This is a genomic window from Mesorhizobium sp. WSM4850 (assembly GCF_055811735.1).
In genome coordinates this window covers 272,915-285,064 of the sequence record NZ_JBVVPV010000001.1, presented here as the reverse complement: position 1 = coordinate 285,064, position 12,150 = coordinate 272,915, and the positions used below count along the sequence as shown (strand labels likewise).

11 protein-coding genes are annotated in these 12,150 nt (G+C 63.1%); 3 read left to right on the top strand and 8 right to left on the bottom strand.

The features are described from left to right. Positions 1-6: 6 nt before the first annotated feature. The gene (locus AC0L2Z_RS01285) at positions 7-1,002 is read right to left on the bottom strand and encodes an ABC transporter substrate-binding protein (RefSeq protein WP_473474898.1); all 996 of its coding nucleotides are present in this window, start codon (positions 1,000-1,002) and stop codon (positions 7-9) included. Between the two features lie 177 nt (positions 1,003-1,179). Here AC0L2Z_RS01285 and AC0L2Z_RS01280 point away from each other — a divergent pair, with 177 nt between their 5' ends. Continuing rightward, positions 1,180-1,872, top strand: a complete 693-nt coding sequence (locus AC0L2Z_RS01280) for a FadR/GntR family transcriptional regulator (protein ID WP_023799437.1) — start codon at positions 1,180-1,182, stop codon at positions 1,870-1,872. A gap of 57 nt (positions 1,873-1,929) precedes the next feature. Here the strand turns inward: AC0L2Z_RS01280 and AC0L2Z_RS01275 are convergent, their stop codons facing one another. The 7 genes from AC0L2Z_RS01275 to AC0L2Z_RS01245 form a co-directional block, all read right to left on the bottom strand. Then, complete coding sequence (locus tag AC0L2Z_RS01275) at positions 1,930-3,357, bottom strand: aldehyde dehydrogenase family protein (RefSeq protein ID WP_287341486.1); 1,428 nt, start codon at positions 3,355-3,357, stop codon at positions 1,930-1,932. Positions 3,358-3,390: 33 nt separating this feature from the next. After that, positions 3,391-4,476: an ABC transporter ATP-binding protein gene (locus AC0L2Z_RS01270; RefSeq protein WP_287236933.1), complete on the bottom strand. Its 1,086-nt coding sequence runs from the start codon at positions 4,474-4,476 to the stop codon at positions 3,391-3,393. Continuing rightward, positions 4,466-5,074 carry a cupin domain-containing protein gene (locus AC0L2Z_RS01265; RefSeq protein ID WP_023799440.1) on the bottom strand — a complete coding sequence of 203 codons (609 nt, stop codon included), beginning with the start codon at positions 5,072-5,074 and terminating at the stop codon, positions 4,466-4,468. The genes AC0L2Z_RS01270 and AC0L2Z_RS01265 overlap by 11 nt, the downstream gene beginning before the upstream one ends. A 219-nt stretch (positions 5,075-5,293) precedes the next feature. Beyond that, the gene (locus AC0L2Z_RS01260) at positions 5,294-6,364 is read right to left on the bottom strand and encodes an ABC transporter substrate-binding protein (protein WP_023799441.1); all 1,071 of its coding nucleotides are present in this window, start codon (positions 6,362-6,364) and stop codon (positions 5,294-5,296) included. After that, positions 6,349-7,227: an ABC transporter permease gene (locus AC0L2Z_RS01255; RefSeq protein ID WP_023799442.1), complete on the bottom strand. Its 879-nt coding sequence runs from the start codon at positions 7,225-7,227 to the stop codon at positions 6,349-6,351. The genes AC0L2Z_RS01260 and AC0L2Z_RS01255 overlap by 16 nt, the downstream gene beginning before the upstream one ends. Continuing rightward, positions 7,224-8,111 carry an ABC transporter permease gene (locus AC0L2Z_RS01250; RefSeq protein ID WP_128167739.1) on the bottom strand — a complete coding sequence of 296 codons (888 nt, stop codon included), beginning with the start codon at positions 8,109-8,111 and terminating at the stop codon, positions 7,224-7,226. The genes AC0L2Z_RS01255 and AC0L2Z_RS01250 overlap by 4 nt, the downstream gene beginning before the upstream one ends. Positions 8,112-8,196: 85 nt before the next feature. Beyond that, positions 8,197-9,480 (bottom strand): NAD(P)/FAD-dependent oxidoreductase, encoded by a 1,284-nt coding sequence (locus tag AC0L2Z_RS01245; RefSeq protein ID WP_473626354.1) that lies wholly within the window; start codon positions 9,478-9,480, stop codon positions 8,197-8,199. A 257-nt stretch (positions 9,481-9,737) separates the two neighbouring features. Here AC0L2Z_RS01245 and AC0L2Z_RS01240 point away from each other — a divergent pair, with 257 nt between their 5' ends. Next, positions 9,738-10,895, top strand: coding sequence for a fumarylacetoacetate hydrolase family protein (locus AC0L2Z_RS01240; RefSeq protein ID WP_287316305.1), 1,158 nt, complete (start codon positions 9,738-9,740; stop codon positions 10,893-10,895). Between the two features lie 254 nt (positions 10,896-11,149). Next, entirely contained in the window at positions 11,150-12,082 is a 933-nt protein-coding gene (locus tag AC0L2Z_RS01235) for a substrate-binding domain-containing protein (protein ID WP_473626353.1), read from the top strand. Positions 12,083-12,150 lie beyond the last annotated feature (68 nt).

Here is a 12,150-nt window from a genome sequence, read left to right as displayed (position 1 = left end):
GGCCGCCTATTTCTTGCCGAGCTTGGCGACGGCGCGGTCGATTGCGGAGACATCCCAGAAGTCCTCGACCTTGAGGCTGGCGGGATCGCCTTCGATCTGGCCGGCAAGGCTGAAGAAGGCAAAGTCGTCCTTGGCCGCATCGGCTCCGCCGCCGTTCAGCGCAAGACTGCCGGCTTCCGCGGTTTCCTTGTAGTATTCGGTGATTTCGCTGTCGGCTTCAGCGCCGAGATCCGGCAGCAGTTTATATTTGTTGCGAAGCTCGACGGCGACCGCGGGGTTCGCGGTGATCTCGCGCGCGGTCTTCATCAGTTCCTCGACCAGGATGTCGACGTCGGCGGCGTTGTTCTTCAGATAGTCCGCGGTCGCGAAAAGCGCTTCGTCAGAGGCGCCGAGATCCTCGACCGGCAGAACGATGAACTTGCCGGGGGCTTCGGCCTCGAGCGCACGCCGGTTGGCGGCATCGACGATCGACGCCTTGATGGTCCCTTGGAGCAGCGCATTGCGGCGAACCTCGGAACCCGGGACATAGCTGATGTTGCCGAGCTTGATGCCGTGGTTTTTCGCCATCAGCAGCATGACCGCCTCGGTGCCGGAGCCGCGCGCCTGGACGGCGACCTCCTGCCCGTCGAGATCCTTCCATTCCTTGTAGAATTCGCTGTTGACGACGGGAAAGAAGCGCAGCGTCGATATCTGCGCGAAAATGCGGATCGGCACGCCCACCTTCTGGATCAAGGTATAGGGCGCGCCGATGCCGACATCGGCCTGGCCGCCGACAATGGCTTGGGCAGCCAGATCCTCGTCATTGAGAACAATGAGCTCGACATTCACGCCGCGTTCCTTGGCGCGCTCTATCGCGGCGAGCGTCTGGATGGATTCGATGCCCGGAAGGTCGCCGAATGCGATGCGCATGTCGCCCGCATTTGCGGCCGACAAGGGCGCTGCACATGCCAGGACCGCGGCGAAAGCGGTGGCAAGGATGGTACGTCTGGACACGCCGGCCATTGTCATTCCTCCCGTTTTTTGTAACCATTTCCTTGATTGGTTAAGACTATGGGACGGATTGGTCAAGGAGAAACTGCACCGTATCGAACGGGTGTGTCCAGAAAACTCGGCAGTTGACGGTTTGAGCTAATCGTTTTAACACCGACAAGGGAAATCATATGCGGATTGGTTAAATTGATGGACGATCCCGGTAATGGCGGCCACGCCGCCCTGGTTCAGCTGCAGGCCTATCTTGCCCAGATGGATCATGCCGGTGAGACGCGGCTGCCTGCCGAGCGGGAACTGTCGGAGAGCCTCGGCGTATCGCGCGGCGATCTGCGCAAGGCGCTGGCGGTGCTCGAGAAGGACGGCCGCATCTGGCGTCACGTCGGCAGGGGCACCTTCGTCGGCAGCGGGCCGGTCGAGGAGACGATCGGCATTTCGGAAATCGCCGGGCGCACCAATCCGGCCGACGTGATGCGCGCGCGCCTCATCCTTGAGCCCGAAATTGCGCGCGAAGCGGCGCTGCACGCCACGCTTTCGGATATCGCCGCGATGCGGCAATCGCTGGTGCAGACGCGGGAGGCCGTCACGTGGCGGCAATATGAGAATGTCGACAATCTGCTCCACCGGCAGATTGCGCAGGCGAGCCGCAACAATGTGCTGCTCGGCCTGTTCGACGTGCTGAACGCCGTGCGCCGCACCGTGGTCTGGGGACGTCTCCGTTCAGAAGGCGCCCGCCCTCCGGCAGACCATCACAGCTTCGCCGACCATGAACGGATCGTCGAGGCGATCGCCGAGCGTGACCTCGGCGGCGCGGCGGCAGCGATGCGCCTGCATCTCCAGCAGGTCGAGCGGCGCCTGATCCCTGTCCGCGAAGCCGCCGAATAGCTCAGATGACCCGCTACAGCGACCTTCTTGGATGCGCGGCGCTGTTCGGGTTAAGCCCTACGCGCCGTAGCCGATGATGCCCTTGATCTCGAGGAAATCGTGGATCGCCCAATCGGCATATTCGCGGCCGTTGCCGGATTGCTTGTAGCCGCCGAACGGCGCGAAGGTGTCCCACTCCGGATAGTTGATCGAGACCTGCCCGGCGCGCAGCCGGCCGGCGACTTTTCGCGCGTGGTCGATATCCCCTGATTGCACGTAGGCGGCGAGGCCATAGACGGTGTCGTTGGCGATTTTCACCGCGTCATCGTCGTCATCATAGGAGATGACCGAAAGCACCGGCCCAAAAATTTCTTCCCGCTCGATGGTCATGCCCGGCGTGACGTGGCCGAAGACGGTCGGCCGCACGTAATAACCGCGATTAAGATGCTCCGGCCGGCCGGGACCGCCGGCGACCAGCGTTGCACCCTCGGCGATGCCGGCCTCGATCAGCCGCTGGATCTTGTCGAACTGGATGTTGCTGACCACCGGCCCGAGCCTGGTGTCTTCCGAGCGCGGATCGCCGACCTTGTGCGCCTCGGCCGCCTTCTTGGCGATCAGCAGCGCCTCATCGTGGCGGGCGGCCGGCACCAGCATGCGCGTCGGCGCATCGCAGGACTGGCCGCTGTTGCCGAAACAGGCATTGACGCCCTTGCGCACGGCCTTCTCGAAGTCGGCATCGGCAAGCACGATGTTGGGCGATTTGCCGCCGAGTTCCTGCGCCACGCGCTTGACCGTCTCGGCCGCCGTCTTGGCGACGATGATGCCGGCCCGGGTCGAGCCGGTGAAGGAAACCATGTCGACATCGGGATGTCCGGCCATGACCTGTCCGACATCCGGACCGGTGCCGTTGACCATGTTGTAGACCCCCTTCGGCGTGCCGGCCGCTTCCATCACTTCCGAAAAGACGATGCCGCTGATCGGCGCGATCTCGGAAGGCTTCAGCACGACCGTGCAGCCCGCGGCGATCGCCGGCGCCACCTTGCAGACGATCTGGTTGAGCGGCCAGTTCCATGGCGTGATCAGCGCGCAAACGCCGATCGGCTCCTTGACCACCATGGTGGTGCCGCGCTTCTCGCTGAATTCGTAATCCTCCAGCGCATGAATAGTGGCTTCCATATGTGCCCTGCCCGCCCAGGCCTGCGCCTGGCGCGCCCAGGTGATCGGCGCGCCCATCTCCTGGCTGACAGCCTGGGCGATATTCTCGTAGCGCTCGTTGTAGATTTCTAGGATGCGCTTCAGCAGCGTCAGGCGCTCGGCCTTGCTGGTCTGCGAAAAGGCCGGAAAGGCCGCCTTCGCCGCTGCCACGGCGCGGTCCACATCGGCCTTCGAGCCGACGGAGATTTTGGTGTAGGCCTCTTCGGTGGACGGATCGATCACATCCAGCGTCGCCGGCACCACGGGCGCGACCCATTTTCCGTCGATAAAGAAGTTCAGGTGATTGCTCATGGGTAGTGCCTCCGGTTTTCTGGAAGGATAGGGTTAGATGGGCAGCATAGGGCAGTTAGCGCCGCGGCGCAGGCTGATATGCGCCACGTCGCCGACGCTGAATTGAAAACCTTCCGCCCGGCGTGGCGCATCGATCACCACTGGTATCCCCTGCCCCAATTCGGCGTGCAGGCGCAAGGTGCGGCCGTGAAAGACGATGCTGCTCACCCGCACCGGCGCGGTGCCGGTCGCTGCTTCGGTCGCCGCCAAAAGATCCTCCGGACGCACTCCGATGGTTCGCACCGCGCCTTCTCCCGGCACTTCGCCGGTTTCCGACGTGGCTTCGAGCGGCAGGGCGCCGGCGGCGAAACGCAACCGATCGCCGTCACGGCCGACAAAGCGCGACTGCAGCAGGTTCATCGTGCCGATAAAACTGGCGACGAATTTGGTGGCGGGCCGGTCGTAGAGCGTGGCCGGCGGCGCAATCTGCTCGATGCGGCCCTTGTTCATGACGACGATACGGTCGGAGATCGACAGCGCCTCGGTCTGGTCGTGGGTGACCATGACGAAAGTGGTGCCGAGCCGCGACTGCAGCCGCTTCAATTCGACCTGCATCTGTTCGCGCAGATGCGCATCGAGCGCCGACAGCGGCTCGTCGAGCAGCAGCACACGTGGTTCGCAGACAATCGCACGGGCAAGCGCGACGCGCTGACGCTGGCCGCCAGACAATTCGGACACGCGGGCGCCGAGCTTCTCGGCAAGGCCAACCATGTCGAGCGCTTCGCCGACGCGCTTTGCCTGTTCTGCCCCGGAAAGCTTGCGCAGCGACAGGCCGAAGCCGACGTTTTCGGCGACGTCCATGTGCGGAAACAGCGCATAGTCCTGGAACACGGTGTTGACGGGACGGTCGAACGGCCGCAGCGAAGTAATGTCACGGCTGTCGAGCAGCACCCGTCCGCTCGACGGGCTTTCGAATCCTGCGATCACCCGCAGGCTAGTGGTCTTGCCGCAGCCAGATGGGCCGAGCAAGGTCAGGAACTCGCCGCGGGCAATGTTGAGATCGACGGCGTCGAGTCCGACAATGCCGCCGGGGAAAATCTTCGACACCGCCTCCAGCCGGACGAGAGGATCAGGCGCCATCGCGAACCTCGGACGGCTTGGTCGTGTTGACCCAGAGGATCTGGCAGCGCTCGGCGCCCGGATTGCGGAAGGCATGCAGCAAGGTGCTCTTGAAGGCGAAGCTGTCGCCGGTCTTCAGCCCGTAGGTGGTTGAATCGATCACGAGTTCGACCTCGCCCGACAGGACGAAACCGAATTCGTGGCCGGGATGGGCGTAGGCTTCGACGGTGCCGCCACCGGCTTCTACCGTCACCAGCATGCCGGTGAGCGTAGCGGCCGGCGGCGACAGCAGCGCCTTGGCGATGCCTTCCGACTTCACCGGGATCTGGCGCCGACTGTTGGCGCGCACGCAATAGAGATCGCTGACGGCATCGTTGCCGTCAGCAATCAGCGCCGACGGCTCGATGTCGAGAGCGGCGGCGAGCGGCCAGATCACCTTGACGCGAAGCGAGGACAAGCCGCGCTCGATCTGGCTGAGCGCACCGATCGAAACGCCGGCCTTGGCGGCAAGCTCGGCCAGCGAAAGACTGCGTTCCAGCCTGAGCGCCCGCACGCGCCGGCCGACCCGCACATCGGCGTCGTCTTTCGGCTTTTCAGCCGCTTGGTCCAGTATATCCATGCATACTTCCTCGTTCGCCAGCACTTTCCCTTCTCCCCCTGTGGGAGAAGGTGGCCGAGCCCACGGGTCTTGCCTCCGGCAAGCCCGAGGACAGGCTCCGCTCGGACGGATGAGGGGTGTTCCAGCTTGGCAAACCCCGCATTCTGTCCAGCACCCCTCTACCGTCTCGACGCTACGCGCCGATCCACCTTCTCCCACAAGGGAGAAGGAAGAGCGAACTCAGCCGCCTGCCTTGACCTTCTCGAACATCTTGGCGAGTTCGTCATTCTGTTTCATCGGCCCGGTGAAGACGGTAGTCTTCAGCATCACTTCCGGATCGGACGGCAGTTGCAGCTTTTCCAGTTCCTCCTTCGGCACCGCGGCGAAGGCCGAGCTGTTTGAGCTGCCGTAACCATAGGTCTGAATCAGGTATTTTCCCGAATCCGTCTCCAGCCGGCTGTTGATGAAATCATAGGCGAGGTCGACATTCTTTGCGTCCTTGAGCATGACGAAGCCGCACGACCAGGTCAGCATGCCTTCCCTAGGCTTCATGAACTCGACCGGCACGCCCTGCTTCTTCAGCGAGGTGGCCGACGCGTTCCAGGTCATGGCGGCGACCAACTGGCCACTCGCCAGCGCCTGTTCGACCGAGGTCATGTCGGTGGTGTAGTTGGAGAGCAGCGGGCGCTGCTCGCGCAGTTTTTCAGCCACCTTTTCCATCTGTTCCGGCGTCATGTCGAACGGATTGACACCGGCGAGAAGCGCCGCCACCACCGGCGTGTCGTGGACGGCATCGATCGTCGCCATGCGCCCGGCATATTGCTTGTCCCACAAAAGGTTCCAGCTCGGCTCCGGGTTCTTCACCAGATCGGTGCGGTAAAGGATCGAGGTGTTGCCCCAGTCCCACGGCACCATCCAGACTTTGCCGTCGCCGGCCTGCAGGTCGGGCAGGTTCTTGAAAACCGGAAAGATCGAATCCCAGTTCTTGATGCGCTTGGTGTCGATTGGCTGCAGCAGGCCTTCCCTGTTCCAGCGCGCCACCTTGTCGTAGCAGGGATGCGCGACGTCAGGACGGAAACCGGCCTTGACCTTGGTGAAGGCGTCATCGTCGTCGCCGAACATCGAGGCCTCGACGCCATCGGGGTGTGCGGCGAGGAAGCTCTTGTTGAAGTCGGGAAGTTCGTAGCCCGACCAGGTGAAATATTGCAGCTTGTCGGCCGCAAGCGCGACGGTCGACGAAAGCGCCAGCGCGAAGGCTGCCAATCCGGCTTGGACTGTCTTGCGATTTATCGATTTCAGGTCGAATGCCATTGCAGTTCTCCTCTTTCGGTTTCTTCTGGTTTGGGCAGGTTGGCGGGCACTGGCCGCTGAGCGGCGGCGAGCCCGCGATGGCGCAGGATTTCGGCAATTGCCGCGATGACGAAGGACACGGCCAGGATGGCCGTGCCCAGTGCCATGACGGTCGGCAGCGATTTCGGGAAACGCAGCTGGCTCCAGATATAAAGCGGCAAGGTCGGTTCGGTGCCGGCGAGGAAGAAGGCGACGATGAACTCGTCGAAGGAGATCAGGAAGGCCAGCATGAACGCTGATACAATGGCGGGCAGGCTGAGCGGCAGCATGACCCGCCTGAATGTCGTCCAGTCGGAGGCGCCGAGATCGAGTGCCGCCTCGTGGATGGTCTTGGGTATAGCGGCGAAGCGGCTTTTCATGATCACCACCGTCGTCGGCAGCGCCACCAATATGTGGCCGAGCACGATGGCGGTGCGTGACGGACCGAAGCCAATGAGGTTGACCAGGATCAGCAGCGAGATGCCGACGATGACGCCGGGGATCAGTATCGGCAGCCGCGCGATAGCGCTGATCGTGAAGGCAAGCGGCGAACGGCCAAAAAGATCCATGTAGGACACGGTGATGCCGCAGAGCGTGGCACCGGTGGCGGCAATTGCACCGATGACGAGGCTGTTGGCAAGCGCGCCGGACAGCGCCGAATTGCCGGACAGCGTCGTGTACCATTCAAACGTGAAGCCTTGCAGCGGAAACGCCGCCTGGATCGAATCGTTGAAGGAAAACAGCGGGATCAGCGAGATCGGCAAATAGAGGAATACCAGATAGACAAGCACGTAGGCGCCGAGCCAGCGGCCACCTTGCGTTGCGTCTATGCGCGCGGCGCTCATGTGCGGCTGCCAAACCTGCGGTCGGCGGAACGCACGACCAGCACCACGGCAAGGATGACCAGCATGACGGCAACGGCGAGTGCTGCGCCGAACGGCCAGTCATTTGCCTTGCCGAACTGGGCCTGGATCAGCGAGCCGATCATGGTGCTGGCAGGGCCGCCGACCAGCGCCGGGGTGACATAATCGCCGACCGTCGGCACGAAGACGACGAGAGCCGCCGCCAGCACCCCCGGCATCGAATTCGGCAGCACGACGCGGCGAAAGCTGGTGAACGGTCTGGCGCCGAGATCGGAAGCAGCTTCGAGCAGCGATTTCGGGATCGTGTCCAGCGCCACATAGATAGGCAGGATGGCGAACGGCGCATAGGCGTGAGCCAGCGTGACGACGACGGCGGCCGGCGTGTTGAGAAACGCCAGTGTCGGTTCGGACCAGATGCCGCTTTCGATGAGCGCCGAGTTCAGCACGCCATTGTAGGCAAGCACGATCTTCCAGGCGAAAACGCGCAAGAGATAGCTGGTCCAGAACGGCAGCGTCACCAGAAACAGCAGCAGCCCGCGCCGCCGTCCGGCATGGAAGGCAAGGTAGTAGGCGACGGGATAGGCGGTGACGACCGTCGCCAGCGTCACCAGGCCGGCAATGGCCAGCGAGCGCAGCGTTACCGTCCAGTAGAGCGGGTCGGATGCCACGGTGATGAAATTCGCAAAAGTGAAACCGGCGCCCAGCAGCGAACCGTCATTGCCGCGAAGGGCGAGGAAAACCACGAGGCCGAGGGCAAACAGGATCAGGAAGAAGGTGACCAGCCCGCCCGGCAGCAGCATGGCCAACCGGAAACCCGTCGAGGATCGGGACTCCGGCAGCGGCTGCCTTGCAACGATGGTCGACATCGGGGTTGCCCATCGAAATTTGAAATCACTCAAGAATTTTTCATAATCATGAAACTGTCAAGCTGATTCCTGCATCGGCATAAAATCAGCGCTCGAATGCATCCAGCATACGATACCAGGCGATCGTCGCGGCCACGCCGACCTGCCGAAAGACGTGGAATGGGATCGGCCGGATCTGCGAAACCGGGAACGGCAATTGCCTGGCGTCGCCGCTCGCCAGATAGCCAGCAATGCGCTCGCCAAGCGCGGTCATCAGGCCGACGCCACGGCCCTGGCAGCCGACCACTGCCATCAGGCCCTGCTCGGGCTCGTGGATATGCGGGAGGTGATCCGACGTCATCGCCACCCGGCCAAACCAGCGCTTTTCGATGGCGACTCCGGATAGCGCCGGATAGAGCCGGAGCAGCGCGCGCTCGAGATGCGCCCAATCACTTTCGCTGGTCGGCAGCGCCATTCGGCCGCGCCCGCCGAGCACCAGCCGCCCGTCGGCACTCTTGCGGTAATAAACGAGGATGCGACGTGAGTCCGATACTGCTTGCCCTTCCGGTAAAATCCCGGCCGCCAGATGGGACGGCAGCGGTGCTGTCGCGATCTGGAAGGAGTGCAGCGGAACGATCGTTTCGGCGAGACCAGGGAGCAGGTCGCCGGTATAGGCGTTCGTCGCCAGAATGACCACTTTGGCCTGCAATTCGGCGCCGCCCTCCGTCGAGATGCGCCAATTGCCGGCGTTGTTGTCGAGGCGTATCACCTTCTGGTGTTCGGCGATCTTCACGCCCGCGGCCGAGGCGATCCGTGCCAGTTCCGACGTGTAGGCAAGCGGATCAATCACGCAGGCGCGGCGGTCGAGCCAGCCACCGAGATAGCCCTGCGCGCCAGTCAACGCGGCGATCTCGGTCTGGCTCAGAAGCCGGACATCGGCGCCAAGGTTCCGCCACTGCCGGTCCCTGTTCGCCGCCGCCTTCAGCGCCGTCTCGGTGTGCGCTGCCTGAATCCAGCCATTGCGGACGAACGGCACCGCCAGTTTCTCGTCGCGGATCAATTCGAAGACGGCGTCCGCCGTCGAGGCGGCAAAATTGACGAGGATCTCGCCGCGTTCGGAGCCAAAATGCTCCAGCAGCCATTCCGGATCATATTTCAGGCCGGGGATGACCTGACCGCCATTCAGGCCCGATGCGCCTTGGCCGATTTCGCCGGCTTCCAGCACCTGCACGGCAAGGCCGAACCGGGCTGCATGCAAGGCTGTCGACAGACCGAGAATCCCCCCACCCACAATGACGACATCGGCACGCTGGCCGCCGGGAAAAAGCGACCGGAACGCAGAGGCCGCCGGCGGCTTCTGCCAGATCGGATCGGAAAACGGTAGGGGCAAGAGTCACCTGAATGTACTTCGTCAAATGAAAATCCTAGTGACGATTTCATGATTTTGAAAGAGCCTTTGATCTCGGCATCAGGGGATTGAAGAGGATGGCGTCCGCCGATGCGAAATGCAGCGCAGGGCTCGATCGCGAGGAACGGGATAGACCTTTGGCGGGAATTTGTTGAAAGTGCCGCCGCCGCGGCCAGGCTTTTGTTGAACCATTGGTCCGCAGCGACGACGCAGAACAAGACAGCAGAGGACCGCAAGCCATGACGAACGCCACCCTCCTGCCCGACGAGGGCCTCTTCATCGGCCGCGCCCGGACGAGCGAAGCATCGCATCCGCTGGTGGTCACGGTACGCGGCGGCACGGTCTTCGACATCACCTCCAGCATGGCACCAACCGTGCGCGACGTCTGCGAGATGCCGGACCCGGCAGGCTACGTCCACGCCGCCGCGGGCGAACCGATCGGGTCGCTCGATGCAATCGCCGCCAACAGTTTCCAGGCCGCGCGCGATCCGCAAAAACCGTACCTGCTCTCTCCGGTCGACCTGCAGGCGATCAAGGCATCGGGCGTCACCTTCGTCGTCAGTCTGCTCGAACGGGTCATCGAGGAGCAGGCGCGCGGCTCGGCCGAGAAGGCGGACGCCATTCGCGCCGACATTGCCGGGCTGATCGGCCACGATCTGTCGAAGCTCAAGCCAGGCTCGCCGGAGGCGATGGAGATCAAGGCCAAACTGATCCAGCGCGGCGCTTGGTCGCAATATCTGGAAGTGGGCATCGGCCCCGACGCCGAAATCTTCACCAAATGCCAGCCGATGGCGTCGGTCGGCTTCGGCGCCGATGTCGGCCTGCATCCGGTCTCCACCTGGAACAATCCCGAGCCGGAGATCGCCATGATCGCCGCCGGCAGCGGCAAGATCGTCGGCGCCACGCTCGGCAACGACGTCAATCTGCGCGACGTCGAAGGGCGCTCGGCGCTATTGCTCGGCAAGGCCAAGGACAACAACGCTTCGGCCGCGCTCGGCCCGTTCATCCGGCTGTTCGACGATACCTTTTCCATTGGTGACGTGAAGCAGGCCACCGTGCGGCTGAAGGTCGAGGGCGAGGATGGTTTCTCGCTGGAGGGCGCCAGTTCGATGGCCGAGATCAGCCGCTCGCCCGAAGAACTGGTCGCCGCCGCCATGGGCCCGCATCACCAGTACCCCGACGGGCTGGCGCTCTATCTCGGCACCATGTTCGTGCCGTCGAAGGATCGCGGCGAAAAGGGCAAGGGCTTCACGCACAAGGTCGGCGACATCGTCACCATCTCATCGGAGAAATTCGGCGCCCTGATCAACCGGGTACGGCTATCTCCCGACTGTCCCCACTGGACCTACGGCGCCAGCCATCTGATGCGCGACCTTGCCAGGGCCGACCTCATTTAGCTTCCGTCCCGCCTGCGCCTCGTCTTCGGCGCCGAGACCGCTTGCCGCAAAAGATATCAGCCAAACTGATGCGATCTGATGGGATGGCTGATGGCGCATTGTCGTGCGCCAACTACCACTGCAAATGGAGGCTTGCCATTGATCGAAAAAGCGGATGCTCTGATGCATCCAGATCGCCGCTGGCAAGAATACGGTCAGGCTTGCCGTGATCGTCGCCGGAGCTGGAGGACGTTTTCAAAATGGGAGGAAATCAAATGCTGACGAGGCTACGACTATTTGTATTCGGCTTGATCGTGGCGCTGGCGATTCCGGCGGCGGCACAGGCCAAGACCTTCTACTGGATTTCGCATGGCGGCCCGGCCGATCCGGTCTGGACCTACTTCCTCGCCGGCGCCAAGCAATGGGCGACGGACACCGGCAACACCGTCAACACCTCGTTCCACAATGGCGACGTGTCGTCCCAGCAGGAGGCTGTTCGCGCCGCCATCGCGGCGAAGGCCGACGGTATCACCACCACCAGCCCCGACCCGGGCAGCCTTATCGAGCTCGTCAAGGAGGCACGAGCGGCAAAAATCCCGATCATCAACTTCAACACGCCCGATCCGAAGGCGGACTTCAACGCCTATGTCGGCGGCGACAACGTCACCTTCGGCAAGAACTGGGCTCAGTATCTGGTCGACAAGGGCCTGGTGAAGAAGGGCGATTTTGTCTGGATGCCGGTTGAAATCCCCGGCGCCACCTATGGCGTCCAGGAAGAAGAGGGCATCAAGAGCGTCTTCGAGCCGCTCGGCATCACCTATGAAATCACCGAAGCCACGCTCGACCAGGCCGAAGCAATCAACCGCATGGTCGATTATCTCACCGCCAACAGGGCCAAGGTCAAGGCGATCATCGGTCTTGGCGACCTGGTGACCGGCTCGATCAAGCGGGTGTTCGACCAGGCCGGCATCAAGCCGGGCGAAATCCCGGTCGTCGGCTGGGGCAACTCGCTCGACACCACCCAGGAGGTGCTGACCGGCTACGTCAATGCCGCGCAGTGGCAGGATCCGCAGGCGACCAGCTATGTGGCGCTTTCGATCGCCAACATGGCCGCCAGCGGCATTCCGCCCGGCTTCGACGTGATCACCGGCGCGCTCTACGAAAAGGACACCGCGCAGGTCTACGACGACATCCTGTCCGGCAAATAAAACCGCGATCGGGATGGTCGCGGCGGCGCTTGCCGCAGCGATCATCCCCATCATCCCGCTGAGCCTCG

Bases quoted from the DNA above. Each gene is read 5' to 3' on its own strand.
- AC0L2Z_RS01285 (WP_473474898.1), bottom strand. From the start codon at position 1,002: ATGGCCGGCGTGTCCAGACGTACCATCCTTGCCACCGCTTTCGCCGCG.
- AC0L2Z_RS01280 (WP_023799437.1), top strand. From the start codon at position 1,180: ATGGACGATCCCGGTAATGGCGGCCACGCCGCCCTGGTTCAGCTGCAG.
- AC0L2Z_RS01275 (WP_287341486.1), bottom strand. From the start codon at position 3,357: ATGAGCAATCACCTGAACTTCTTTATCGACGGAAAATGGGTCGCGCCC.
- AC0L2Z_RS01270 (WP_287236933.1), bottom strand. From the start codon at position 4,476: ATGGCGCCTGATCCTCTCGTCCGGCTGGAGGCGGTGTCGAAGATTTTC.
- AC0L2Z_RS01265 (WP_023799440.1), bottom strand. From the start codon at position 5,074: ATGGATATACTGGACCAAGCGGCTGAAAAGCCGAAAGACGACGCCGAT.
- AC0L2Z_RS01260 (WP_023799441.1), bottom strand. From the start codon at position 6,364: ATGGCATTCGACCTGAAATCGATAAATCGCAAGACAGTCCAAGCCGGA.
- AC0L2Z_RS01255 (WP_023799442.1), bottom strand. From the start codon at position 7,227: ATGAGCGCCGCGCGCATAGACGCAACGCAAGGTGGCCGCTGGCTCGGC.
- AC0L2Z_RS01250 (WP_128167739.1), bottom strand. From the start codon at position 8,111: ATGTCGACCATCGTTGCAAGGCAGCCGCTGCCGGAGTCCCGATCCTCG.
- AC0L2Z_RS01240 (WP_287316305.1), top strand. From the start codon at position 9,738: ATGACGAACGCCACCCTCCTGCCCGACGAGGGCCTCTTCATCGGCCGC.
- AC0L2Z_RS01235 (WP_473626353.1), top strand. From the start codon at position 11,150: ATGCTGACGAGGCTACGACTATTTGTATTCGGCTTGATCGTGGCGCTG.